We start from the raw sequence: 24,876 nt of genomic DNA on the forward strand, positions 1-24,876 counted from the left end.
TATGGTAATTTCCTTGCCAAAAAATAAAAAAGTCTCTAAATCGGACTCAAATCCAACAAATATGATTTTGAAAACAAAAATAATCCAAAAACTATCACACTCCGCATTTGGAATAATATTGCTGGGAACCTCTACATGGATGACAGGTTGTGCTTCATTCAACCCTGGCACCTCTACACTATTGACTGCCTCTCAGGCAACGGAATCCAGGAAAAGCCCTCTTTCAGAAGATGAAAGACAAAATTGGCAGCACTTGGATCTCCTTCAGGATACCGTACCTGGCATGAGCGTCAACCGCACCTATAGCGAAATCATCAAAAACAAAAAAGGAAAAACCGTTATCGTAGCGGTAATTGACTCTGGCATAGACCTTCAGCACGAAGACCTTGCCGATGTTCTTTGGACTAATCAAGGAGAAAAAGCCGGAACAAACACTGATGATGACGGTAACGGATTTATAGATGATGTCCATGGTTATAATTTCCTTGCTGAATCATATAATGAGCAACTGGAATATACCAGAATACTTAGATTGGGTATCGGAGACGAGGCATACCAGGCCCAGGCCAAGAGCAAGCTTGACTCCAAGCTCGAAGAAGTAACCCAAACATTGTCCCAGATACAACCAATGATGTCAGCTTTGGAAGAGGCTGATAAAGCTGTACAAGCTGAACTGGGAAAGGAAAACTACACCTTGGAGGACCTAAAGGGAATAGAAGCCAGTGGTCAGTTGTCCATGCAGGTAGGGTTTCTGAGCCAGATGCTAAGCAGAACAGATGACCTGGAAGAAGTCAAAGAAAGCCTATCAGGTGCTTATGAGTATTACTCTGAGCAGCTAAAATACCACCTTAACGTGGAGTTTGACGGCAGAACCGATGTAGGAGATGATCCCTATGATTACAATGATCAGGACTATGGCAATGGCAACCCCATGCACAGGGTAACTGACGAAAGTCATGGAACACATGTAGCAGGAATAATTGCTGCCAATAGAACAAATGATCTGGGTATCCAAGGTGTAGCCAACAATGTACAAATCATGGCCGTGAGAGCCGTACCTAATGGTGATGAATACGATAAAGACATCGCTTTGGCCATTCGCTATGCGGTAGACAACGGTGCAAAAGTAATCAATGCAAGCTTCGGGAAATCTTTTTCTCCTAACGCCGAATGGGTTTATGAAGCATTAAAATATGCTGCTGAAAAAGATGTACTTTTTGTACACGCTGCCGGAAATGATGGTATGGACCTGGATAATCCTGAAAACACCAACTTCCCCAATGACCATAAATATGACAATGGCAAAGAATTCACCAATAATGTGATTACCGTAGGTGCGCTAGCTTCACAATATAGTGCAAGAATGGTGGCTCCTTTTTCCAATTATGGCGTAAAAAACGTGGATGTGTTTGCCCCAGGCGCACAGATATACTCTACTATGCCTGAAGGAGAATACACCTATCAGAGCGGAACCTCCATGGCTGCCCCAGCAGTAGCCGGACTGGCTGCATTGATCAGGTCTTATTATCCTAAACTCACAGCCGAACAGGTCAAAAAGATAATCATGGAGTCAGGCATCAGCCCTGAAGTAAAAGTCGGTGTTGGCGGAGACCTCTCCAGTCTGTATACACTGAGTGAAGTTTCCAAGTCAGGAAAGATCGCCAACGCTTACAACGCCATGGTTTTGGCCCATCAGGTTTCCAAAGGAAAAGTGAAACTTTAAGCGCCTTCTACATTTATGAAAGGGGATAAATCACCCTTTACGGAAAAAAGGCAGCTCGTATTGCTTCTACAAAGCAATTTGACTTCTAGAAGTGATTTTGCATGAGAAATTTGTTACTAAGAATACAAAACACATTTTGCAGTGGCTGTGGTCAGGAAACAAGTTTTGCGAAAAATTTCAATAGAAAATAAATCAAGCTAACATAATTGTTTCGTCTCATATACAATTTACAGGATTATCAGGATCATTGCACTTTAAAACTTAAGAACCAAACAGTCAACTTTACTTTTAACAGTAAATTAGAAATTTGGAGGGTGGGATGAATTTCGACCGGGCCAGCGCAGGCCTTGAGCGTGGATAGAGCCTGTCCCGATTTTCTCGGGAATTCGAAATTCTTGATTAGAACTTTACTGAAAGAACTGGTTCAAAACAATCAATAGCTACTTGGAATGAAGATGATAATCATGTGATTAATAATCAGAAAAGAAACCGGCACCCATCGTGCCGGTTTTTTTATGCCCGAGTATTTATTACCTTTGATATGCTTTAGGGGTGCCTTTTCAGGCTGAGATCACACCCTTTGAACCTGCCACGGCTAGTACCGGCGAAGGAAAAAGTTTGTCCCTGACATCAATTTCGGGTACCGGTTGACCTCCTAAAGTTTTTTAACGAACTCACTTATAAATATCACAGATGGAGCAGATCGCCAGAGCATTTGAAAAAGTAAAAGCACAATCCCCTCTTGTACATAGCATTACCAATTATGTAGTGATGAACAACACTGCCAATGCCCTTTTGGCACTGGGTGCCTCACCCATAATGGCACATGCCAAATCAGAAATGGATGACATGGTCGGTATCGTCGGAGCCTTAGTGGTCAACATCGGTACTTTGGATGAATATTGGGTGGACAGCATGCTGTCAGCAAGTCAAAAAGCCAAATCCTTGGGCAAACCCGTCATTCTAGACCCTGTGGGTGCAGGGGCCACTCCTTTCCGCAACCAAACCTTAACCCAACTTATCCAAAACAAACCGGATATCATCAGAGGGAATGCCTCCGAAATCATGGCATTGGCCAGCGTAAACATCAAATCCAAGGGTGTGGACAGTACCAATTCTTCTGACGAAGCTTTGGACGCAGGTATCAGACTATCCAATGAAACAGGAGCTGTGGTTTGTATTTCGGGAGAAGTAGATTACATCATAAAAGGTGATAAAATCGGAAAAATCAAGAACGGTAATCCATTGATGGCAAAAGTAACAGGAATGGGGTGTACAGCCTCCGCTTTGGTCGGGGCATTTGCAGCTGTAGAAAAGGATCTTTTTGTGGCCACCATGGCTGCTATGGCAGTGATGGGTGTGGCGGGAGACTTGGCTGCGGAAAAAGCCGAAGGCCCAGGCACCCTTCAACTTCACTTTTATGACGCACTTTACCAGCTTTCACCATCCAAATTGGCTGATACAGCAATCGTTGAATACAATTGATGAACAAAGACTTCCCATATAGGCTTTATCTGGTAACAGACCAGGCACTTTGTCTGGGCAGAGATTTCTTTTGGGTAGTAGAAGAAGGGCTGAAAGGAGGAGTAGATATTGTTCAGCTTAGGGAGAAGGATCTGGATATGGAATCCTTTTCCAGAAAAGCTGAAAGACTAAAGGCGCTTTGCGACAGATACAAAGTTCCATTAGTCATCAATGATGATGTCCATGTAGCCAAAAGCATAGATGCCGCAGCACTTCATGTTGGCCAAAGTGACAGTCCCATTTCGGATGCACGGGGGGTCTTGGGAGAAGATTTTCCAATAGGTTTGTCATTGGACAAAATTTCTGATCTGGAAAAACCCAAAAGCAAACTTGCCTGGTATTTTGGCGTCAGCCCTATCTATTCTACCCCAACCAAAACCGACACCCAATATGAGTGGGGACTGGAAGGTCTTCAGGATTTGAGAAAAAAAACACATAAAAAGCTGGTGGCCATCGGTAGGGTAAAAGTGGAAAACGCAGCAGAAATGATACAAAGCGGCGCAGATTGTCTTGCTGTGGTTTCAGGTATCTGCTCAGCTCCTTCGCCTGCCCATGCAGCTGAAGCCTTCAGAGAAGCCATCGAAAAAGGATTAAGTAAGCGAATATGAAAAAATCTTATCTTCCAGTATTGACCATCGCCGGATCGGACAGCAGCGGCGGCGCCGGCATACAGGCTGACCTTAAGACCTTTAGTGCACTTGGCTGCTATGGAATGAGTGTCATCACTGCCACCACGGCCCAAAATACCACCGGAGTTTGGTCTATCCATGCCATCCCTGTCCAACATATCAGAGAGCAACTGGAAGCCATAATGGAAGACATCCCTCCTTTGGCGGTCAAAATCGGAATGGTCAACCATCCAGAAGTAGCTCGGTGTATTGCAGATCTTTTGGCCAAACACCCTGAAATCCCGGTTGTATTCGACCCTGTGATGGTAGCAACTTCAGGAGACCGTCTGATTGAATTTGACACGATTCAGGTATTGAAAGAAACTTTGTTTCCTATCTGCACCTTACTTACCCCCAATTTAGATGAGGCTACAATTCTAACAGGAATTGATATCGGAGAAACAGAACACATGGAAGAGGCTGCAAAAAACATCATCGAGGCAGGATGCAAAGCTGTTCTTATCAAAGGAGGTCATTTAAAAAACGAAGTTGTCACCGATCTTTTATGTCAAAAGGAGCAAGATCCCATCAAAATGCAGAGTGAATACATCCATACCCAAAATCTTCACGGGACCGGATGCACTTTATCCTCTGCCATTGCAGCGGAACTGGCAAAGGGGAATCCCCTTCCAAAAGCTGTGAAAAATGCCAGAACTTACATCATAGGAGCCATAGAATCCGGCAAAGATATCCATATCGGACAGGGACATGGCCCGCTCAATCATTTTTATAACCCTCATAAACAAATTATCCATGAAATGGACTGAATCTGCCTGGGAGCACATTACCCCCCTATACAATACCATTCTACAGATGCCCTTCAATCAGGAATTGATGATGGGGACTTTACCGCTTGAAAAGTTCAAATTCTACATGGCGCAGGATGCCTATTACCTGGGGGAATTTGGAAAGGCGCTAAGCATGATTTCTGCCCGGATGGAAAAAACAGAGCATGTCTTGGCATTTTCGCAGTTTGCCAGTGGCGCAATTGTAGTCGAGAGAGCCTTGCATGAGGGATACTTCAAGACTTTGGGGCTTCCTGAAAATGTCAATCCAAGTCCCTCCTGCTTACTTTATACCAACTATCTGTTAAAAGAAGCAGCTTATGGAAATATAGAAACCGCTGTAGCAGCAGTTTTGCCTTGTTTCTGGATTTACAAAAAAGTGGGCGATTACATTTACCACAATCAGAAGGGGATTGAAGGCAATCCTTACAAAGACTGGATTGATACCTATTCAGGCGAAGACTTTGCCAAGTCAGTAGCTTTGGCTTTGGAGATAACGGATGAGTTGGCAGGGCAAACAAGTGCATCCGGGCAGGAGAAAATGCTGCAGGCATTTGAAATGGCAAGTAAACTGGAATGGATGTTTTGGGATTCCGCTTATCGATTGGAAAAGTGGGAGGTTTAAAATCTGAAGTTTTAAACAGACCCCTCCTGCGTCTTGGTGACAAGGTGAGGCATTATTCAGCCTTCGATACGCCTTTATATTCAATTTCAGAGAAAAACTTCACCTTGTCATTTTGAACGAAGTGAAAAATCTAAACTTGCCAAATATGGTAAGACTCCTCCTGCGTCGGGATGACAAGGCAAGGCATTATTCAGCCTTCGATACGCCTTTATGATCAATCTCTGAGAAAAACTTCCCCTTGTCATTTTGAACGAAGTGAAAAATCTAAACTTGCCAAACATGAATAGACCCCTCCTGCATCGAGGTAACAAGGTAAAGCATTAGTCAGCCTTCTATACGCCTTTATGATCAATCTCTGAGAAAAACTTCCCCTTGTCATTTTAAACGAAGTGAAAAATCTAAACTTGCCAAATATGGTAAGACTCCTCCTGCGTCGGGGTGACAAGGTGAGGCATTATTCAGCCTTCGATACGGCTTTATATTCAATTTCAGAGAAAAACTTCCCCTTGTCATTTTGAACGAAGTGAAAATTCCAAACTTACCAAAATTGAAAAGACCCCTCCTGCGTCGGGGTGACAAGGTGAGGAATTATTCAGCCTTCGATACGCCTTTATGATCAATCTCTGAGAAAAACTTCCCCTTGTCATTTTGAACAAAGTGAAAAATCCAAACTTACCAAATATGAACAGACCCCTCCTGCGTCGAGGTGACAAGGTAAAGTAATAGTCAGCCTTCTATACGCCTTTATGATCAATCTCTGAGAAAAACTTCACCTTGTCATTTTGAACGAAGTGAAAAATCCAACTTATTAAATTTTTGATCAATTTGATAAAACGTCTTCATTTAAAAACCTCCAATCTGGATTAAATTCAGAAACTAACAAATCCTTCTTTGATCTTCTCCAACCTTTAATCTCCTTCTCTCTCGCTATCGCTTCTCTTACATATTGATATTGTTCCCAAAACAACAAATACTTGCATCTATACTTGACTGTAAAGCTGTCAGGATTAAATTTCTCAACATGCTCCGATAATCTTCTCGAGAGGTCGTTCGTCATACCTACGTAGAGGACTGTTTTATTGTAATTTGTTAATATGTAAACAAAGTATTCATGCCTTTTCATAAAAGTTAAGTTTAAAAGTTGAAAAGAAATTTAATGACTTTTTGCTTCAAAATTGAAATTTTAAACCCCTCAATTGCCGTCTCATAAGGTAAGGCATTATTCAGCCGTCGTTACGCTTTTATGATCAATCTCTGAGAAAAACTTCACCTTGTCATTTTGAACGAAGAGAAAAATCCAAACTTGCCAAATATGATAAGACCCCTCCTGCGTCGGGGTGACAAGGCAAGGCATTATTCAGCCTTCGATACGGCTTTACATTCAATTTCTGAGAAAAACTTCCCCTTGTCATTTTGAACGAAGTGAAAAATCCAAACTTACCAAATATTATCAGACCCCTCCTGCGTCGGGATGACAAGGTGAGGCCTTTCTCGGTCTTCATTTTCAAAAAGCATCATCCGTAAAATCAAAATATTTTTGTTTTACCAAACAAATATTCTACCCCAAAGGTCAACATCAACCCTTCTTGCTTCTTGCATCTTTGTTCTTGTCTCTCGCTTCTCGTCTCTCTTCACTTCACTCCCTTCAGACCGGGGTTTTGAAAACCCCAAAGGTCAACATCAACCCTTCTTGATTCTTGCTTCTTGTCTCTTGTTTCTCGCTTCTCCCTTCTTACTTCTCGTCTCTCGCTTCTCGTCTCTCGCATCTCACCTCTCGCTTCTCGTCTCTCGCTTCTACCTCACCGCTTCCCATAAAATTTCCACTGGATGCTTGGATTTTCTGCCAGTACCATCCGCAATCTGATGCCTACATGAAGTGCCAGGTGCTGCAATCTCGACCTCACTGTCTGCCGTACGTACAGCGGGGAACAATACCATTTCTCCTATTTGCATGCTCACTTCATAGTGTTCTTTTTCATACCCAAAAGAACCCGCCATCCCACAGCAGCCGGATGGTATGGTTTCCACTTTATAATTGGCCGGAAGGGTAAGCATCTTCTGCGTCCAGGTCAAGGAAGACAAGGCTTTCTGATGGCAGTGGCCATGGAGTTTGATGCTTTTGGATTCTTGTGTAAACTGACTGCTTGTAATGTTGCCTGCCGCGATTTCCCTTCCGATAAACTCATCAATCAACAAAGTGTGAAACTTTAATTTCTTGGCAGCTTCTACCAACGGCTTGGAAACCAATTTCGGATATTCATCTCTGAAGCCAAGGATTGCTGAAGGCTCAATACCCACCAAGGGTGTATTTCCATCTATCAGGCCATCAAACAGCTTCACATTGGCATCAGCATGCTTTCTCGCTTTTTCCAAAAGTCCTTTTGATAGCGCCGACCTCCCACTTTCCTGATGCTGAGTGATCATGATCTCATACCCAAGCTTTCTAAGCAACTTTACTGCTGCTATTCCAATATGGGGATCGTTGTAATTGGTAAACTCATCCACAAAAAGGTAAATGGTTTTGACAATCTTTTCTGGAACAGGAAGAAGGGCGTAATTTTCTCTAAACCACTTCCTTAATGTCACCTTCTGAATGGCCGGGAGTTCCCTTTTTGGCGCTACTCCCAATACATTCTTGACCAAGTTCCCGGTCAATCCATTTTTTAACACAAAGTTGCTTAGCCCTGGAAGAATTCCCGCCAGACCATTGAGATCGTTGATATAGGCAAAGGCTTTCGAACGCAGCGGTACACCGTTCTGCTGCTGGTATTGGTATAAAAATTCCGCTTTTAGGGATGCCATATCCACATTGGAAGGACATTCAGCCGTGCAACCTTTACAGGAAAGGCAGAGATCCAAAGCTTCTTTGATTTCGGGATGGTCAAATGGATTAGGCTTCTTGTCCATGGTCAAAAACTCCCTCAGAGTATTGGCCCTGCCCCTTGTGGTATCCTTTTCATTTCTGGTAGCCTGATAGCTAGGACACATGGTTCCTCCGGAAGCAGGCAGCTTTCTACAATCTCCCGAGCCATTGCACTTCTCTGCCATTCTCAAAAATCCGCCGACATGTCCAAAATCCATCAAAGTTTCCTGCTCAGGAGTATGCATATCGGGTTCATACCTTAAAAAGGTATTCATGGGTGCTGTATCTACAATTTTGCCAGGATTAAAGATATTGTCCGGATCCCAGGTGTATTTGATTCTTCGGAACAGTTGGTAATTGTCTTCACCTACCATCATTGGGATGAAAGGAGCCCGTACCCTGCCATCCCCATGCTCTCCTGACAGGGATCCATTGTATTTTTTCACCAATTTGGCTACATCCAAGGATATGCGGTAAAATTCCTCCTGATCTGTTTTTTTCTTAAGGTCCAAAATCGGCCTCAGGTGAATCTCTCCCGCCCCTGCATGGGCATAGTGGACAGGTTCCTGCCCATAGGCCTCCATCATTTTGTCAAACTCATCAATATAGGCCGCAAGGTCTTCGATATCCACTGCGGTATCTTCTATACAGGCTACTGCTTTTCTGTCTCCCGGGATATTGGCCAACAGGCCAAGGCCCGCAGAACGAAGGGCCCAGGCAGACTTGGTCTTGTCAGGGCCTATCACGGGATATGCATAGCCCAAACCAGCTTTTTGGAGGTCCTCAACCAGCTTGGAAGCTTTAGACCGTGCTTCTTCTTCACTTTTCCCTGTAAACTCCACCATCAACAAGGCCATAGGGTCACCTTCCACAAAATACCGGTTTTTGCTGTATTCTATACTTTCTTTGGTACAGTCCAAGATGATCTTGTCCATTAGCTCCACGGCAGTAGCCGGGTGTTTCATGGCCACCTGTGCAGCCAGCATACTCTGATGAATGGAGTCAAAATGGGCGGCAACCACTACTTCCAAAGGATCCGGAAGTGGGTCTAAAGCTATTTTAATTTCAGTAGTAAAAGCCAATGTACCCTCAGAACCGGTAAGCAATTTGCAGAAATTAAAAGGTTCGCCTTCTTCTTGGAAAATCTCAGAGTCCAGCAAGGCATCCACCGCATAGCCAGTATTTCTTCTATGGATGCTTTTTTTGGGAAAATTCTCCTCTATGCTTTTTTGGGCGACAGGATCGGACAATTCTAATTTGATCTGTCTGTAAATTTCTCCTTCAAGACTGTCAGCCTGGCATTTTTGATCAAACTGTTCCTTATCGAGCGCTCCAAATAATGCGGTACTTCCATCGGAAAGTAAGGTCTTAAGCTCCTGCACTTTATCTCTAGTGGTACCATACACAATGGAGGTAGTCCCGGAAGAATTGTTGCCCACCATACCGCCTATCATGGCCCTATTGGCAGTGGAAGTAATGGGACTAAAAAAAAGTCCGTGTGGTTTTAGAAACCTGTTGAGTTCGTCTCTGACCACACCTGGCTGTACCCTGACCCACTTCTCCTCCTGATTGAATTCGAGGATGGAGGTAAAGTATTTTGAAACATCCACTACAATTCCGTTACCTACACATTGACCTGCCAGGGAAGTCCCTGCTGTCCTAGGAATCAATGATGTTTTATGAGCCTTGGCAAAAACAATCAGTTCCCTAAGATCATCTTCATTTTTAGGAAAAGCTACCGCCAAAGGCATTTCTCTGTACACAGAGGCATCTGTGGCATAAAGTGTTTTGGTAAGTGAATCGAACTTCAGGTCTCCTGCCAGTTTTTGTTTCAGAGATTCCAAGGCAGGCAATAGGTTAGGTTTGGTCAAAGTCATGTCCCAAAAATAAGGAATAGAAGCTTTGGGTGCATCGTGTATCGATAAGAAAACTCATGTTTGTACACTTAATATTTAGATCCGGTATCAACTAGGCCCAAAACAAGAGTTCCACCATTCTTAAAGAAAGTTTATCAAAATAATCAATCTCCTAACACCTTTCTCATTTGGGCAGCAATAGTTTTCCCAATACCTTCTACCTTAACCAATTCTGATTCAGGTGAAACAAAAACATTTTGAAGGCTACCAAAATGACGAAGCAACTGTTCTGCTTTATCGGCTCCTATTCCTGGAAAGCCCTCAAGGATATGCACCTTCTGTTTAAAGTAAGCATCAGATTTCCTGAATTTCGGTTTCAGCCTTGGGAAAAATCTGAAATCTTCCAATCTGTCCTTAGTAAGTTGCCGATAGCTTTGGAGCATTATTGAAATGGTCTGCTTTGGGGATTTGGACCTTACTATCGGAATTTTAAAGACCAAAGAAATGGAAATAATCATCCCTTGAATTGCTTTTTTCTTAAAGCCGGTTTCTCTAAACTCCTTTTCCTTTCCTTCCAAAATCAAACAGGGCCTGACTTTTGAATTGGCCAACTTGGCTACTTGTTTGAAAAGCCTGCCATCCTTGACAGAAGCACAAAAGTCTGGAACCGATTTTCTTTCAACCAATAAATCTGAATCCAAAAGATAGTCTCCAATGGGCAAACGCTCCTTCCTTACTATAATATTTTTAAAATCCAGAATCTGATCAACAATGGCCTGTGGCTCCCTGTCATCTATTACAATCTGTAAAGGATAGAATTTAGAACCCTTTAAAAAATCTCCCATATTGTTAAGAAAACTGTTACGAAATAAAAATACACAACAGCAATTATTTTCAAAATAGAGAGAGCTGCTCTTGCTCTCTCTATTTTAAATATATCTTAGAAATGTTTCCAACCCTGAGCCTTCAGGGCTACAGCGGTTCCTGATTTGGTCACCAAATGCTTCCCGTCGGCTTCTTTGTTCACATATCCGATAAAGTGTATATCCGGATGTTTTTCCAATTTTTTGTAATCTTCCTGACTGATAGTAAAGATCAGCTCATAATCTTCCCCTCCATTGAGCACACAGGTAATGGGATCCATATTGAGCTCTACAGCAGTATCAAAAGTCTGCTTGTCTATTGGCAACTTGTCTTCATAAATGGTTACCCCTACCCCGGAAGCTTTACAGATATGAAAAAGCTCAGAGGCCAGTCCGTCTGAAATATCCATCATACTGTTAGGAACCACTCCCAACTCACGGAGCTCGTGGACAATGTCCATTCTGGCATCCGGCCTAAGCTGCCTTGCAGTCACAATCTGGTATTTTTCAAGCTCAGGCTGCATATTTGGATTGGCCAAAAACACCTGCTTCTCCCTTTCCAACACCTGTAATCCCACAAAGGCTCCTCCCAAGTCACCTGTGACACAGATGATGTCGTTTTCTTTGGCCCCGGACCTGTAGCTAAGCTGCTCTTTTTGGGCTTCTCCGATAGCCGTAACAGATATTACAAGACCCGACCTGGAGGAAGTAGTATCGCCCCCCACCAAATCCACTCCAAAGTGCTCACAAGCTGCATTGATCCCGGCGTACAAAGCTTCCACAGCTTCTACTGAAAACCTGTTCGTAATGGCTATACTTACTGTAATCTGCTTGGCTATGGCATTCATCGCTGCCACATCGGACACATTGACTGCCACCGCCTTGAATCCTACGTGCGGCAAGGGTGCATAAGAAAGATCAAAGTGCACCCCTTCCAGCAGAAGATCGGTAGTCACCACTTTGACATGATCTCCCGCATCAATCACCGCTGCATCATCACCAATTCCTTTTAAAGAAGACTCATGTTGGATTTTGATTTTTTGATGAAGGCGGTCAATTAAACCAAACTCTCCGATCTCACTTATTTCAGTTCTTTTTTCAGACATATTTATTCTCTTTTAGTGCATTGACAGCATCCTGCCCCGAAAGACAGTATTCTCGCTTGGGATTAAAATTGAGCTGCCATCAATTTGAATTCACAAAAGTAAGCTTATTAATCGAAAAGGCCTTGGGCCTGCTGTTTAGAGATCAAAAAGGCAAAAAAGGTTATCAAAAAAACAATAAAACAGAAGCAAGATTCAAAGTTTTCATCATTTCAGCGATCATATTTTTCAAAATTAAGGTGCAAATACAAAAACGGTCTTTATTCCCAATTGGGTCATTCCATCCCAATTGGTCGGGAAAAACGGATTGGCATTTATTGTTGGGGCAATCATAAGGGAATGCTTATCACTCAAATTGAATTCTTTGCCCACACCCAAAGAAAAGCCCAAACGGAAAAATCCAAAGGATTCATTAGCAGAATGCACCAAATTGGGCCCTGCTTGTAAAAAGAACCTATGAGGAGTCCAAAGCCTGAAATTAGCCGGAACTAACCAATAATTCATACCCAAATTATTCGGTCTTATAGGTTGTCCAAATGGATCTGAGGGTGTCACAAGAAATTGATTATTCGAATAAACCAATCCTGTCTCGAATTCCCATTTTTCGGAAATAGATTTCATGTAAAGCAAGCCAATATCAAAAAAATACCTTCCCTCATAACTTGGCGCCCCGTCTGCATAAGAAGGAATATAATAGGGCTTACCAAAAGATCCCTGAATACCAAACCTTGCCTTTTCCCTATCTTGTCCATAACCCGATCCAGCACAAACAATGAAAACGACAATCATAAAAATGGCTTTTTTCATATAATATTTTTCTTGCAGATTCTTCGAAAGTACCTTCTTAGGATGCCCCTGGTACCATTTTCATTCACCCTTTTTTGATAAATCACCTACATATTTTACCTTACCTCAAATCACTTTGCTCTCGGGATCTTCGTTTCACTCCGATTTCACGAACACATATTTCAATATCTACTAATATCCAATATCCACCAATATCTATTTCAAGTATATCCCGAATCGCTTCACTCTCGGGACTTCCGCTAAAGCTCCAGTTTCAACATTATTTCAACTAAAATTAAAATCATCAGAGCATCCATTATAAATCAAAAACCACAACCCAATAATCTATCTCTCCTGACACAATTCCACCAAAACTCCATTGGTTGACCTAGGATGGAGAAACACCACCAGTTTGTTGTCCGCCCCCTCTTTCGGCGTTTCGTTCAGAATTTCAAATCCCTCATTCTTTAGACGTTCTACCTCTGCATAAATGTCCTGCACATCAAAAGCAATGTGGTGGATTCCCTCTGACTTTTTTGAAATAAATTTCGCGATAGGACTGTCTTCCCTTGTAGCTTCCAAAAGCTCAATTTTAGTTTCCCCTATTTGAAAAAAAGAAGTCTTCACTCCTTCTCCCTCCACAGTTTCTTCTTTATAATGCGCTGACCCCAAAAGTTTTTTAAAAAGCGCATTGGACTTTTCAAGATCCGCCACAGCTATACCAAGATGCTCTATTTTTCTCATATTTTTTTACTTACTGATCAAATATACACTAAATACTTAAAAGATGGAATTTCAGATGCATTCCCAAAACTCCACCTAAAAGAGATGGGGTTTTAACCATGGAATAATGAATAAAGAAGTAAATTCAGATTTTAAAATAAAATCCAACTATGCCAGATTGTAAGGTTATCATAATCGGAGGTGATGCGGCAGGAATGAGCGCAGCTTCCAAAATCCGCAGGGTTCACAAAAACTGGAAAATTACAGTATACGAAAGAAGCCCTCACACCTCCTACTCTGCTTGTGGGATGCCATATTTTATTTCCGGCAAAGTTGACTCCTCTGAAAAGCTGATTGCCAGAGACCCCAAAACCTTCGCAGAAGAATACGATATACAGGCCAAGGTTTTCCATGAAGTGATACAGATTGACCCGGGCAAACAGAAAGTGCTGGTCAAAAATCTGAAAACCAACAAATCCCAATGGGACACTTATGACAAGCTTTTGATCGCTACAGGTGCCAATCCCCACAAGCCCGACCTTCCCGAGGTGGATTCCAAGGGGGTATTTTGCCTTTCCACCTTGCAGAGTGGGATTGATGTATTTGAATTTATAGAAAAAAACAAACCTCAAAAAGCAAGCATCATCGGAGGAGGATATCTAGGGGTGGAGATGGCAGAAGCCCTATTGGAACTGGATATGGAAGTGACGCTGTTTGACCGAAATGAATACATCATGAAAACTTTGGATACAGACATGTCCGAAGACATTTGTAGCAAGATGACAGAGGCAGGAGTCCGCCTCAAACTTGATGAAAACCTCACAACTATTGAAGCAGATTCCGATGGATATGTGAATAAAATCAAAACAGATAAAAGCAGCTACGCTACTGATCTGGTCATTTTGGGTATGGGTGTCAGCCCTAACAGTCAGTTGGCCCAGCTGTCAGGCATCAAGCTGTGCGACACGGCAGCCATACAGATCAATTCCAAAATGGAGACTTCCCATCCAAACATCTGGGCAGCAGGAGACTGTGCTTCTTCCTACCATTTGTTGAAAGAAGTACACCAATTTATCGCTTTGGGCACCATTGCCAACAAACATGGTTTGGTAGCAGGCAGCAATATGGCTGGGGAAGAAATGGAATTTCGGGGAGTCCTGGGAACTGCCATTACCAAATTTCAGGATTTGGAAATAGCCAGAACAGGCCTTTCGGAAAGGGAGGCCAAGGAAGCGGATATTCCGTATGAAACGGCCACCATAAAAAGCAGTAATTTTGCAGGCTACTACCCTGATAGCGGCGATATCAAAGTCAAATTAATAATTGATAAAAAATCCAGGCATATCATTGGAGGACAGATTATAGGCAATAAAGGCAGCGGCAAGCGAATTGATGTAATTGCATCAGCAATCATGGGCAAAATGACAGCCTTTGACCTGGCTATGATGGATCTGGCATATGTTCCTCCACTTTCTACCGTGTGGGATCCCGTTCAGATTGCTGCCAGAAGGCTGATTTAGAGGAATGGCCTATATTGGTCAAAACTGTTTTTTGGAAATTCGCTTCACATTTGTTACTTTATTGCAACAGATTTAACTTTGTTGTTGAATCATTTTTTTGAGCAGGGTGTTTTGATTCTGTTTGAAAGTAGAAAGATAAATAAGAAGATATATGATAATCGTTTCAGAAAAGGCCAAAGACAGGATTCTAGAGCTAAAAAAAGAAGAGGGCCGAAATGAAGGTGAGAACATACGGGTTTCGGTAAAAGGTGGAGGATGCTCCGGTCTGATGTATGACTTAGGATTTGATGCAAACACTTCGGAGACCGATCATGTATTTGAAGACAAAGGTGTTAAAATCATTGTAGACCGGAAGAGCCTCTTGTATCTGGCGGGGACAACTTTGGAATTTACAGATGGCCTGAACGGCAAAGGATTCCAATTTGTCAATCCAAATGCGTCCAGAACCTGTGGATGTGGAGAAAGTTTCTCTATTTAGGAATTATTAGAATTGTACAAAAAGGAATCCGGGCTAAAAAGTCCGGATTCCTTTTTTTGTGCCCCTGTTGAATTTAGGGAAATCAATTTTCACCAAAGCCTAAAAACGCATTTTTCAGTTCATTTCAATCGTTTGCTATGGTACTTTTTATATTTTTACTTTTCTCTCTTTTCTACAAAAAACCAAGTTGAAATCTATTAAAAATAAATTAAAATAAAATATTGCTATAATATAAAAACTTACATTTTTATTACATTTTTCGAACAATAAATATTTGATTAATTTGAAATTCTACAATAAACAATAGAAATTATTTAGTAATTTCCTACCCCATAATAACCTTTTTAGTCTATTATTTCCAATTTTAACCTTATCGTTTATGATGAAAAAATTACTAATCAGTGCGCTAGTTTTGTTTCTTGTGGGAAACAATTCAATAGCCCAGAATCAAACGGTGACCGGTACTGTAATCTCCGCGGAGGATGATTTGCCTTTACCTGGTGTCAATGTCAGAATTAAAGGTACGACTACCGGAACAGTGACAGACCTAGATGGCAGATATACCATCCAGGGTGATGCCAATCAGGTGCTGGTCTTCTCCTACATTGGATTTGACACACAGGAATTGGCTATCGGAAATAGGTCTACGGTGGATGTGGTCCTTCAGCTTGACTCCAAAACTTTGGGGGAAATTGTGGTAGTTGGATATGGCACACAATCCAGAAGAGACCTAACAGGATCAGTGGGAAGTGTAAGCGGAGAGGATATCAACAGGATGCCAGTAGCATCCTTAGATGGAGCACTACAGGGAAGAGCAGCTGGAGTATTTGTACAGTCTCCTTCCGGCACACCTGGCGCTGGGATTTCCATGCAAATTAGAGGAAACACTTCTCTTTCTGCCAGCAGCCAACCTCTATATGTAATTGATGGAATTCCTATCATTTCGGAGGATCTATCTGGACTCTTTTCAGGAGGCCAGGCAACAAATTCCTTAGCTGACATCAACCCTGCCGATATAGAATCAATAGAAATCCTCAAAGACGCATCAGCCGCTGCCATTTATGGTTCAAGAGGAGCAAATGGTGTGGTATTGATCACCACTAAAAGAGGAAAGTCCGGGGATGCTAAGATTGACATCAATGGTTTTTATGGTTTTCAAAGAATAACCAATGAAATTGAGATGCATAGCTCTCAGGAGTTTCTAAACTTGATGAATGATGCTGCCAGGCAGGATAATAGAGCACTTGGGACAAATTATCCGGAAAACTATGTATCTGATATTTGGGGATTTGACCCAAATGATCCAGATCTTCAAAACACGAGGTGGTTTCAGGAAATTTTTAGAGATGCACCTATTCAAAGTTATGATATCGCAGTTTCTGGTGGAACCGACAAAACCCAATACTATACAAGTTTGGCTTACTTTAATCAAGATGGTGTACAAATAGGAACAGGTTTCGAAAGAATTTCTGCAAGACTTAACCTTGATACTCAAGCCAAAAAGTGGCTCAAAGTAGGTACCAGTATGACTTTAAACAGGACAATTCAGGACAGAACTATCAATGACAACTCCCTTTACGGTGTAGTAATCAATTCCCTAGCAGGAGACCCATTGATGCCGGTCAGAGAAGACGACGGTTCTTATGCAGATCCTTTTGACTACTTTGGGTGGTGGATGCTGGACAACCCTGTTTTGATAGCGGAGAATTACTATAGGTTTACCCGCACTGTGAGGGCATTGGCTAACACTTATGCCGAAGCCACTCTTGCTAAAGGACTTACTTTGCGATCGACTATGGGGATTGACTATACTTATTTGGAGGATGAAGCGTATACCCCTATCATTTCCAGAGAATCGGTCAACGGAAATTTCAACGGATTTGGAAATTATGGCAACACGCAAGATTTCACTTGGATTGCAGAAAACTACTTATCCTATACCAATAGTTTCGGAGATGGCCTACACTCCATAAATGGGGTACTTGGAACATCATACCAGGCATCGCAAAGGGACTTTTCCTCTATTTCTGCTCAAGGTTTCCCAAGTGATCAGTTCACAAAACTATCAGTTGCTGCAAGGGTTACCGCAGCTTCCACTTCAGGTACCAACTGGGGTATTGCCTCATATTTTTTCAGGGGTAATTACAACTATGCAGATAAATTATTGGCAACGTTTACCGTAAGGGCAGATGGATCTTCAAGGTTTGGTGAAAACTTCCGTTTTGGAGTTTTTCCTTCTGGATCATTAGCTTATCGAATCAGTGAGGAATCTTTCATGAAAGACCAAAATGTGGTGTCTGATCTGAAATTGAGAGCATCTTATGGTGTAGTTGGAAACCAAGATGGAATTGGAAATTTCGCTTCTAGAGGGCTTTATGGAGTAAGCGCCTATAGACTAGCACCTACTTTAGTCCCTACACAATTGACCAACTCTAACCTAACTTGGGAAAGTACCCGGCAGTTGAATGTCGGTTTGGATTTTGGTGTACTCAATGATAGAATCACTCTTACCGCTGATGCTTTTGTTAAGACTACAGATGACCTTTTGTTAAACAGACTTATTCCAGGAATTTCAGGTTTTAAGTTTGTTACGGAAAATATAGGAAGTGTTGAAAACAGAGGATTGGAATTAGCCATAAGAGGAGCGATTTTGACTGGGCCTTTTGAATGGAGTTCCGCATTTAATATTTCCTGGATCCGGAATAAGGTATTGGCATTAGAGGTGGACGAACAGATCTTGAATGATTCCCATATCCTTGCTGTAGGTCATCCCATAGGAACATTTTTCCTAATTGATCATGAAGGCGTAGATCCTGAAACAGGTGATATGAGATGGGTAGATCTCAATGAAGACGGAGCTATCAACTCCGCTGATAGAAGAATAGTAGGTAATGCACAACCGGATTTCTTTGGAGGCTGGGACAATAATTTCAGGTATAAAGGATTTGATCTGAATGTCTTCTTCCAGTTTACAGTTGGGAATCAAATTTTCAACCACTCCCGTGCATCTTATGAAAATCTTGGCTGGAGCAGAATCGGTACAGGATTCCCTCTGCCAGATGGAAACAATCACAGGCTTGCTGACAATAGATGGATGAATCCCGGTGATGTAACCGATATCCCGAGAGCATCCCTTACAAACAGGAATTGGAGAGAATATTCTTCCAGATGGCTGGAAGACGGTTCTTTTCTGCGACTAAGAATGCTGACTTTGGGATATAACTTTAATCCCGCAGTGATAGACAGAATAGGTTTGAGGAGTTTAAGACTATTTGCTCAGGCACAGAACCTCTTGACATTCACAAGGTATACTGGATTTGATCCAGAAGTAAGTCAAAATGCAAGAGATCCAAGGGTGGCCGGTTCTGATTTTGGAACATTTCCACAGACCAGGAGCATCTCATTAGGATTTAATATTGGCCTTTAATCTTCAGAAATCATGAAAAAATTATATATCATCATTTTAGCTCTCTTTACAGTTGCATCATGCGATATATTAGAGCCTGAACCGCTTACTTCCCTGGACGCAACAGCCGCTTTGGTTGATGGATCCTCGGCAAATGCCATTCTTTTGGGAGCTTACTCTCAGATGCAAAACATCAATTATTACGGAATGGAATATGTACTGAACATTGATCTCATTGCTGATAATGCAAGGTACCAGGGCTTTTTTGATTCTCAATTAGAAATTGACCAAAGAGCTGTTCCTTTCACAAATCTTTGGGTCACGCAAGCCTGGCCAAATATTTATAGAGTCATCAATATGGCCAATCTATTGATTACTGAAGTTCCGGAAATTGAAGATCCTTTATTCAATAACCGAAACAGAGTATTAGGAGAGGCGCATGCCATCCGGGCTCTTGCCTACTTTGATTTATTGAGGATTTATGGGGAGTTTTTCATTGCTGGATCAGCATTTGGTATTCCCTTGATTTTGGAACCTATTGAAAATAATGATTTCAGTTTGATTCCGGAAATAGGTAGGAGTTCAGTAGCCGAAACCTACAATCAAATCCTAGATGACCTCAACACAGGCATTGAGCTTTTAGAGGGATTTAATGATCGGGGCAGGTTGAATTTCTGGGCAGCACTAAGTCTAAGGGCCAGGATTAATCTTTATAGAGAAAACTATTCCGCTGCCATTGAAGATGCTGACAGGGTTATCACAGAAGGACCTTTCTCTTTGCTATCATCTGTTTTTGATATCTATCAAGCAACAGAACCTACTTCAGAGTCCATATTTGACGTAGAGTATAATGACCAGGACCAAAGTTCTTTCAATACTTATATCATAAGAAGAGATGAGTACAATGTAGATCCAAGTCTTCTGGATGCATTTGAAGACGGAGATGAAAGAGCGGAACTATTCACATTCAGTAGAAATTCATTCAGATCTGACAAGTATCCTGACCCTACCAACTCCAACAATGCGAAGGTTTTCAGACTTGCTGAATTATATTTGATCAGGTCCGAAGCAGCAGTAATGGTCAGTGAAAACCCTAATGCAGGCACTGATGACTTAAATGTAATCCGTGAGAGAGCTGGTCTAAGCCCTATTAATAGTTTTTCAAGCATGGGCGATTACATTGATGCATTGCTTCAGGAGAGGCGGGTTGAGTTAAATTATGAAGGACATAGATTTTTTGACTTAGTCAGGTTTGACAGAATCGGTTCAGTATTGGACATGCCTTCTTTCAGAAAAGTATGGCCAATTCCAAGGGATGAGTTACAGGTATCTGATGGTATTTTGGTACAAAATCCTGGATACGAAACACTTTAAGTATTTTCCGCTTATTTTGATCGGCTACTTTATTCGTAAAGTGGCCGATTTTATTTCCTAGGAGTTTGAATGCTTTTATTACCTTTGCCACAGAAGAAAATAAATCCCAAACATGACAGAAAAGATCAAAAAAATACAGTTAAATGACCTCCACGAAGCTCTTGGAGGAAAAATGGTTCCTTTTGCAGGTTACAATATGCCTGTGCGATACAGCTCGGATATAGAAGAACACAAAACCGTGCGTGAGGCTGTGGGCGTATTTGATGTATCACACATGGGGGAATTTATGGTGACAGGACCTAAGGCCCTGGACCTGATCCAGAAAGTCACTTCAAATGATGCTTCCAAGTTGGTCAATGGACAAGCTCAATACTCCTGCTTTCCCAATGAAAAAGGCGGAATTGTAGATGACCTGATTGTGTACAAGTTTGAAGATGAAAAATACATGCTTGTAGTCAATGCCTCCAATATTGAAAAGGACTGGAACTGGATCAACCAGCACAATAGTATGGGAGCGCAACTGGAAAACATCTCAGATACCATTTCTCTTTTTGCAGTTCAGGGACCAAAAGCCATAGAGGCAGTACAATCTCTTACTCCTGTCAACCTATCGGGGGTGAAATTTTATCATTTTACAGTCGGTGAATTTGCAGGGGTGAAAGATGTCATCATTTCCGGCACTGGGTATACTGGGGCCGGTGGCTTTGAAATCTATGTCAAAAATGAAGATGCAGAAAAAGTATGGAAAGCCATTTTTGAAGCTGGGAAAGACTTCGGCATCAAGCCCATAGGACTTGGGGCCAGAGACACCTTGAGACTGGAAATGGGCTATTGCCTTTATGGAAATGACATCAACGACGAAACTTCCCCATTGGAAGCAGGATTGGGATGGATCACCAAATTTACCAAGGACTTTATCAATGCAGAAAACCTAAAAAAACAAAAAGAAGCAGGTGTAAATAAAAAACTCGTTGGGTTTATCCTTCAGGAAAAAGGCATCCCCAGAGCACATTACAAAATCACCGACCAAGATGGGAATGAGATCGGTGAGGTGACCTCAGGCACCATGTCTCCTTCCATGGGAGTCGGAATTGGACTTGGGTATGTAAAAACTGAATTGTCTTCTCCAGGTACAGAAATCTTCATCGCTGTAAGAAACAAAAGCATCCCCGCCAAAATTGAAAAACTTCCCCTTTACAAAAAATAATTTAATATTAAACCAAAAATCCCAGGCACAGGCTATGTGCTTGGGATTTTTTTATTGACAGGAATCAGTGAAACCAAAAAGATTACGGGCGGGTTGGTCTAATGATCAAAAGCCAAATTATAGTCACTCCATTGGCATTACCCCAGAATCGAATAGGCTTGATTCCATAAAATCCAAATCACCCCAAACATGAAAAAAGTTGAAATTTGCCTAAGCCCCGAATTGCTTCACTTGTATGACCACCAGGACAAGGTCGTGGTAATAGTAGATATATTCCGTGCTACCTCCACCATGATCGCAGCCCTGCACAGTGGTGTCAGCAGTATTCTTCCCGTTATGGACCTCGACACCTGCAGGTCATTCCAGTCAAAGGGATACCTGATCGCCGGTGAAAGAGACGGTAAAAAAGCAGCAGGCTTTGAAATGGGCAACTCACCTGTGGCCTATCTTGAAGAAAATCATAAAGGAAGAAAAGTAGCCATGACCACAACCAATGGTACCGTGGCCATCGAAAAAACCAAAGAAGCAGCATCCTCCATTTTGATCGGTGCATTTGTGAACCTTTCTGCCACAGCTGCCGAAATCCTCACCCAGGACAAAGATGTCCTGATCCTATGCGCCGGGTGGAAAGGAAAATTCAACCTCGAGGATTCCATTTATGCAGGAGCCTTGGCAAGCAAGCTGCATCCACATTTTCTTACAGAGTGCGACAGCACCATTGCCATGAAAAACCTCTATGAGGGCAATTCTCACAGGCTACAACTTTTTCTAGGGCAGGCTTCACATGCCAAAAGGCTTGAAAACCATGGCATAGACAGGGATATTGATTTTTGCCTTGAAATAGACCGGTATGATTTTGTAGCCAAAATGAAAGGGAATGAAATTTCAATTCCAGAGTAGAAGTGTTCCAAAAACAGAATTAAATTTCATAAACATCGGAGATTGGCACCAAAAGAATCCAATTTTAATTACCTTTGCAAGCATTCTGAAATCAATCATTTCACTGCAAAATCTTCCACACCATCATGACCGAGGTCAAATTATTCTCCGGAACAAACAGTCACGAATTAGCTGAAAAAATCTCCAAACATTACGGAAAAAAATTGGGAGACCTTACCATTTCAAAGTTTAGCGACGGCGAAATGTCCCCAAGTTTCAACGAGTCTGTAAGAGGCTGTACCGTATTTTTGATCCAATCCACTAACCCGACTGCTGACAATTTATTGGAGCTCTGTCTTATGATAGATGCTGCCAAAAGAGCCTCAGCCTACAAAGTATGCGCTGTAATCCCCTACTATGGCTATGCCAGGCAAGACAGAAAAGACAGGCCTAGGGTGTCGATCGCAGCCAAGCTGATTGCCAACATGCTTACTTCTGCCGGGGCAGACAGGATCATGACCTGCGACCTGCATGCCGGACAAATCCAAGGCTTTTTTGATCTTCCCTTGGATCATTTGAATGGATCAGCTATCTTTGTGCCCTATTTGGAAAGACTGGACTTGGACAACCTTATTTTTGCAGCCCCTGATGTAGGCGGTGTAGCAAGAGCAAGATCTTACGCCAAGCACTTCGAAGTAGAAATGGTGGTCTGTGACAAGCACAGAAAAAGAGCAAATGAAGTGGCTTCCATGCAGGTAATAGGAGATGTAGAAGGGAAAGATGTCATCTTAGTCGATGATTTGGTAGATACAGCAGGCACGCTCTGCAAAGCAGCCCAAATCATCATGGACAAAGGAGCCAACTCGGTAAGGGCCATAGTAACGCATGGTGTACTTTCGGGTAAAGCTTATGAAAACATTGAAAATTCAGTGCTCACAGAATTGGTGATTACGGATACCATTCCTCTGAAACAACAATCATCCAAAATCAGGGTGCTTTCTGTAGCGGATTTGTTTGCAAAAGCCATCCATGCAGTGACCGGGAATACTTCTATCAGTGCCTTGTTTATTTAATTAGAAAAATTTTATTCAATTATATACTTAAATCAAAACTTATGAAATCACTAGAGATTATAGGGTTTAAAAGAGCAAATCTCGACGGTGCAGACTTGAAGCAGATCCGTGAAGAAGGCAATGTTCCATGCGTAGTTTACGGTCCTGCTATCGAAGAGCAGATCCATTTCTACACTCCAGCTATCCTTTTCAGGGACTTGGTGTATACTCCGGATGTGCACATGGTAGACCTTAACATTGAAGGCACAAAAATGAAAGCAGTATTGAAAGACACTCAGTTCCATCCGGTATCTGAGGTGTTGCTACATGCTGACTTCTTGGCTTTCAGCGAAGATAGAGCTATTAAATTTGAAATTCCTGTGGAAATCAAAGGTACTTCTCCAGGTATTCAAAAAGGTGGTAAATTGGAAATCAAAACCAGAAAACTTGCTGTTAAAGGTTTGGCTTCCAACCTTCCTGACAAAATCACGGTTGACATTTCCAATCTTGATCTTGGAAAATCTTTCAAAGTTGCTGAATTGAAGCCTGAAGGCTTTGAGATCCTTACCAGCCCTAACGTGTCTATCGTTACTATCGGTATTCCAAGAGCGCTTAGAGGTAAAAAAGCTGAATAAGCCGGTTCAGATAACCGAAACTCAAAATCCTGCTTACCAGTTAAGCAGGATTTTTTTATTTTTGGGTAAGTTTTAAAAAACAGCAATTTAAGACCTGTCAGATTTTAAAAACCTGACAGGTCTTTATTTGTACCCTCAAAGTATAATGAATACACACTGAAAGCATAAAGTATGAAATATCTTATAGTGGGACTGGGAAATATCGGACCTGAATATGAACTTACCCGACACAATGTGGGCTTTTTGACCTTAGATAGACTTGCGGACAAGTTTGGTGCGGCTTGGAAAAGTAACCGTCTTGCCTTCACCACAGACTTCAAACACAAGGGAAGGGCCTTCCACCTGATCAAACCTACAACATATATGAATCTCAGTGGCAAGGCTGTCAATTACTGGATGAAGGAGCTGAATATTCCAAAAGAAAATATCCTGGTAATCGTGGATGATGTTGCGCTACCTTTTGGGAAATTGAGAATGCGCGGAAAAGGATCTGCAGCAGGACACAATGGATTAAAAAATATTGAAGCACTCTGCGGAGGTCAAGATTACCCTAGACTTAGGTTTGGAATAGGTGATGATTTCCCCAAAGGAAGACAGGTGGATTATGTCCTTGGAAGATGGACCCAGCAGGAAATCGATGAATTGCCTATTTTCATGGACAAGGCCATTGACATGACCTTAAGTTTTGGAACTGCCGGGATCAATATGACCATGACTCAGTTTAATGATTAAAATAAATATTGATGGGTATTTATCGATATTGATGGATTTTAGTATCTGATTGATCTAGGCACTTGTTTAAATTG

General features: G+C 42.0%; 20 protein-coding genes and 1 riboswitch. Of the genes, 14 read left to right on the forward strand and 6 right to left on the reverse strand.

Annotated features, from left to right (window positions below; translation table 11 throughout):
* The first annotated feature begins 67 nt into the window (after positions 1 to 67).
* From EGN73_RS18055 to tenA, 5 genes are all read left to right on the forward strand, one after another.
* Positions 68 to 1,723, forward strand: a complete 1,656-nt coding sequence (locus tag EGN73_RS18055) for a S8 family peptidase (protein WP_246611655.1) — start codon at positions 68 to 70, stop codon at positions 1,721 to 1,723.
* A gap of 538 nt (positions 1,724 to 2,261) precedes the next feature.
* Positions 2,262 to 2,353, forward strand: a riboswitch (TPP riboswitch).
* A 63-nt stretch (positions 2,354 to 2,416) separates the two neighbouring features.
* On the forward strand, positions 2,417 to 3,208 hold the full coding sequence (thiM, locus tag EGN73_RS18060) for a hydroxyethylthiazole kinase (protein ID WP_219292989.1): 792 nt from the start codon (positions 2,417 to 2,419) through the stop codon (positions 3,206 to 3,208).
* Positions 3,208 to 3,855, forward strand: a complete 648-nt coding sequence (thiE, locus tag EGN73_RS18065; protein ID WP_219292991.1) for a thiamine phosphate synthase — start codon at positions 3,208 to 3,210, stop codon at positions 3,853 to 3,855. The genes thiM and thiE overlap by 1 nt, the downstream gene beginning before the upstream one ends.
* Positions 3,852 to 4,682, forward strand: a complete 831-nt coding sequence (gene thiD / locus EGN73_RS18070) for a bifunctional hydroxymethylpyrimidine kinase/phosphomethylpyrimidine kinase (protein ID WP_219292993.1) — start codon at positions 3,852 to 3,854, stop codon at positions 4,680 to 4,682. Before thiE ends, thiD begins: the two co-directional genes overlap by 4 nt.
* Positions 4,669 to 5,325, forward strand: coding sequence for a thiaminase II (gene tenA, locus EGN73_RS18075; protein WP_219292995.1), 657 nt, complete (start codon positions 4,669 to 4,671; stop codon positions 5,323 to 5,325). Before thiD ends, tenA begins: the two co-directional genes overlap by 14 nt.
* An 820-nt stretch (positions 5,326 to 6,145) precedes the next feature.
* Here tenA and EGN73_RS18080 read toward each other — a convergent pair.
* The 6 genes from EGN73_RS18080 to mce form a co-directional block, all read right to left on the reverse strand.
* The gene (locus tag EGN73_RS18080) at positions 6,146 to 6,448 is read right to left on the reverse strand and encodes a GIY-YIG nuclease family protein (RefSeq protein ID WP_219292997.1); all 303 of its coding nucleotides are present in this window, start codon (positions 6,446 to 6,448) and stop codon (positions 6,146 to 6,148) included.
* Between the two features lie 671 nt (positions 6,449 to 7,119).
* A complete protein-coding gene (locus EGN73_RS18085; protein WP_219292999.1) occupies positions 7,120 to 10,065 on the reverse strand; it encodes an FAD-binding and (Fe-S)-binding domain-containing protein in 2,946 nt (981 codons plus the stop codon).
* A gap of 143 nt (positions 10,066 to 10,208) precedes the next feature.
* Positions 10,209 to 10,889, reverse strand: coding sequence for an ERCC4 domain-containing protein (locus tag EGN73_RS18090; RefSeq protein WP_219293001.1), 681 nt, complete (start codon positions 10,887 to 10,889; stop codon positions 10,209 to 10,211).
* Positions 10,890 to 10,984: 95 nt separating this feature from the next.
* On the reverse strand, positions 10,985 to 12,013 hold the full coding sequence (thiL, locus tag EGN73_RS18095) for a thiamine-phosphate kinase (RefSeq protein ID WP_219293003.1): 1,029 nt from the start codon (positions 12,011 to 12,013) through the stop codon (positions 10,985 to 10,987).
* Between the two features lie 231 nt (positions 12,014 to 12,244).
* Positions 12,245 to 12,817, reverse strand: coding sequence for a hypothetical protein (locus EGN73_RS18100; RefSeq protein ID WP_219293005.1), 573 nt, complete (start codon positions 12,815 to 12,817; stop codon positions 12,245 to 12,247).
* A gap of 324 nt (positions 12,818 to 13,141) precedes the next feature.
* Entirely contained in the window at positions 13,142 to 13,540 is a 399-nt protein-coding gene (gene mce, locus EGN73_RS18105) for a methylmalonyl-CoA epimerase (RefSeq protein ID WP_219293007.1), read from the reverse strand.
* A gap of 149 nt (positions 13,541 to 13,689) precedes the next feature.
* Between mce and EGN73_RS18110 the strand changes: the two genes are divergently transcribed.
* The 9 genes from EGN73_RS18110 (at position 13,690) to pth (ending at position 24,802) form a co-directional block, all read left to right on the forward strand.
* The gene (locus tag EGN73_RS18110; RefSeq protein WP_219293009.1) at positions 13,690 to 15,039 is read left to right on the forward strand and encodes a CoA-disulfide reductase; all 1,350 of its coding nucleotides are present in this window, start codon (positions 13,690 to 13,692) and stop codon (positions 15,037 to 15,039) included.
* Positions 15,040 to 15,190: 151 nt separating this feature from the next.
* On the forward strand, positions 15,191 to 15,517 hold the full coding sequence (locus EGN73_RS18115; RefSeq protein ID WP_219293011.1) for a HesB/IscA family protein: 327 nt from the start codon (positions 15,191 to 15,193) through the stop codon (positions 15,515 to 15,517).
* 379 nt (positions 15,518 to 15,896) lie between these two features.
* Positions 15,897 to 18,944, forward strand: a complete 3,048-nt coding sequence (locus tag EGN73_RS18120; RefSeq protein WP_219293013.1) for a SusC/RagA family TonB-linked outer membrane protein — start codon at positions 15,897 to 15,899, stop codon at positions 18,942 to 18,944.
* 12 nt (positions 18,945 to 18,956) lie between these two features.
* A complete protein-coding gene (locus EGN73_RS18125) occupies positions 18,957 to 20,297 on the forward strand; it encodes a RagB/SusD family nutrient uptake outer membrane protein (RefSeq protein WP_219293015.1) in 1,341 nt (446 codons plus the stop codon).
* Positions 20,298 to 20,409: 112 nt separating this feature from the next.
* A complete protein-coding gene (gcvT, locus tag EGN73_RS18130; protein ID WP_219293017.1) occupies positions 20,410 to 21,504 on the forward strand; it encodes a glycine cleavage system aminomethyltransferase GcvT in 1,095 nt (364 codons plus the stop codon).
* A gap of 189 nt (positions 21,505 to 21,693) precedes the next feature.
* On the forward strand, positions 21,694 to 22,404 hold the full coding sequence (locus tag EGN73_RS18135) for a 2-phosphosulfolactate phosphatase (RefSeq protein WP_219293019.1): 711 nt from the start codon (positions 21,694 to 21,696) through the stop codon (positions 22,402 to 22,404).
* Between the two features lie 125 nt (positions 22,405 to 22,529).
* Entirely contained in the window at positions 22,530 to 23,456 is a 927-nt protein-coding gene (locus tag EGN73_RS18140; protein WP_219293021.1) for a ribose-phosphate pyrophosphokinase, read from the forward strand.
* A 41-nt stretch (positions 23,457 to 23,497) separates the two neighbouring features.
* Positions 23,498 to 24,070 carry a 50S ribosomal protein L25/general stress protein Ctc gene (locus EGN73_RS18145; protein ID WP_219293023.1) on the forward strand — a complete coding sequence of 191 codons (573 nt, stop codon included), beginning with the start codon at positions 23,498 to 23,500 and terminating at the stop codon, positions 24,068 to 24,070.
* Between the two features lie 171 nt (positions 24,071 to 24,241).
* Positions 24,242 to 24,802, forward strand: coding sequence for an aminoacyl-tRNA hydrolase (gene pth / locus EGN73_RS18150; protein ID WP_219293025.1), 561 nt, complete (start codon positions 24,242 to 24,244; stop codon positions 24,800 to 24,802).
* Positions 24,803 to 24,876 lie beyond the last annotated feature (74 nt).

The sequence above is a fragment of the Arthrospiribacter ruber genome (assembly GCF_019343195.1).
GTDB classification, from domain to species: Bacteria; Bacteroidota; Bacteroidia; order Cytophagales; family Cyclobacteriaceae; genus Arthrospiribacter; species Arthrospiribacter ruber.

Excerpts from the sequence above, each read along its gene's own strand:
- thiM (WP_219292989.1), top strand. The coding sequence starts at position 2,417 with ATGGAGCAGATCGCCAGAGCATTTGAAAAAGTAAAAGCACAATCCCCT.
- thiE (WP_219292991.1), top strand. The coding sequence starts at position 3,208 with ATGAACAAAGACTTCCCATATAGGCTTTATCTGGTAACAGACCAGGCA.
- thiD (WP_219292993.1), top strand. The coding sequence starts at position 3,852 with ATGAAAAAATCTTATCTTCCAGTATTGACCATCGCCGGATCGGACAGC.
- tenA (WP_219292995.1), top strand. The coding sequence starts at position 4,669 with ATGAAATGGACTGAATCTGCCTGGGAGCACATTACCCCCCTATACAAT.
- EGN73_RS18080 (WP_219292997.1), bottom strand. The coding sequence starts at position 6,448 with ATGAAAAGGCATGAATACTTTGTTTACATATTAACAAATTACAATAAA.
- EGN73_RS18085 (WP_219292999.1), bottom strand. The coding sequence starts at position 10,065 with ATGACTTTGACCAAACCTAACCTATTGCCTGCCTTGGAATCTCTGAAA.
- EGN73_RS18090 (WP_219293001.1), bottom strand. The coding sequence starts at position 10,889 with ATGGGAGATTTTTTAAAGGGTTCTAAATTCTATCCTTTACAGATTGTA.
- thiL (WP_219293003.1), bottom strand. The coding sequence starts at position 12,013 with ATGTCTGAAAAAAGAACTGAAATAAGTGAGATCGGAGAGTTTGGTTTA.
- EGN73_RS18100 (WP_219293005.1), bottom strand. The coding sequence starts at position 12,817 with ATGAAAAAAGCCATTTTTATGATTGTCGTTTTCATTGTTTGTGCTGGA.
- mce (WP_219293007.1), bottom strand. The coding sequence starts at position 13,540 with ATGAGAAAAATAGAGCATCTTGGTATAGCTGTGGCGGATCTTGAAAAG.
- EGN73_RS18110 (WP_219293009.1), top strand. The coding sequence starts at position 13,690 with ATGCCAGATTGTAAGGTTATCATAATCGGAGGTGATGCGGCAGGAATG.
- EGN73_RS18115 (WP_219293011.1), top strand. The coding sequence starts at position 15,191 with ATGATAATCGTTTCAGAAAAGGCCAAAGACAGGATTCTAGAGCTAAAA.
- EGN73_RS18120 (WP_219293013.1), top strand. The coding sequence starts at position 15,897 with ATGATGAAAAAATTACTAATCAGTGCGCTAGTTTTGTTTCTTGTGGGA.
- EGN73_RS18125 (WP_219293015.1), top strand. The coding sequence starts at position 18,957 with ATGAAAAAATTATATATCATCATTTTAGCTCTCTTTACAGTTGCATCA.
- gcvT (WP_219293017.1), top strand. The coding sequence starts at position 20,410 with ATGACAGAAAAGATCAAAAAAATACAGTTAAATGACCTCCACGAAGCT.
- EGN73_RS18135 (WP_219293019.1), top strand. The coding sequence starts at position 21,694 with ATGAAAAAAGTTGAAATTTGCCTAAGCCCCGAATTGCTTCACTTGTAT.
- EGN73_RS18140 (WP_219293021.1), top strand. The coding sequence starts at position 22,530 with ATGACCGAGGTCAAATTATTCTCCGGAACAAACAGTCACGAATTAGCT.
- EGN73_RS18145 (WP_219293023.1), top strand. The coding sequence starts at position 23,498 with ATGAAATCACTAGAGATTATAGGGTTTAAAAGAGCAAATCTCGACGGT.
- pth (WP_219293025.1), top strand. The coding sequence starts at position 24,242 with ATGAAATATCTTATAGTGGGACTGGGAAATATCGGACCTGAATATGAA.